The following is a 473-nucleotide window of genomic DNA, read 5'->3' on the forward strand; positions in this document are numbered from 1 at the left end:
GATACAATAAAGTTTGGACACAACATTGTAAAGGGAGCTCTCTATGAAATCAATTATAACAGAAGAAATGCGATATAGAAAGAATGCAGTGAAATATGCGATGAAATGTGGAAATTATGCGCAAGCAGCGCGTCGCTATCATACGTCACGACAACAAATTTCCCGCTGGGTTTCACGCTATGATGGAAGTTGGGATAGTCTTCGTCCAAAAAGCAGACGTCCGTTTAATCACCCGAATCAACATACAAGAGAAGAACTAAAACTGATCCAAGAAAAACACCAACGATACGGGCATGAAGGATTAGCACAGGTATATGTAGAATGTGTTAAACAAGGCTATCAACGCCATTACGCAACGATGTGTAAGATTATTCGGAAACAAGGTTGGAACCGCCGAACTGAAGCAACCGTGAAAAGCTACCCAAAATCAAAATGGAAACCAACAGAAGTGAGATATCTGGGAGAAAAAGTAC

1 protein-coding gene is annotated in these 473 nt (G+C 40.6%); it reads left to right on the forward strand.

Annotated features, from left to right (window positions below; translation table 11 throughout):
* Positions 1–67 precede the first annotated feature (67 nt).
* Positions 68–473, forward strand: a 406-nt coding sequence (locus tag HMPREF2811_RS05105) for a helix-turn-helix domain-containing protein (protein ID WP_168164943.1), incomplete at its 3' end; no start/stop codon positions are given.

Origin of the sequence: Globicatella sp. HMSC072A10, from assembly GCF_001811625.1 — a bacterium.
Classification (GTDB): domain Bacteria; phylum Bacillota; class Bacilli; order Lactobacillales; family Aerococcaceae; genus Globicatella; species Globicatella sanguinis.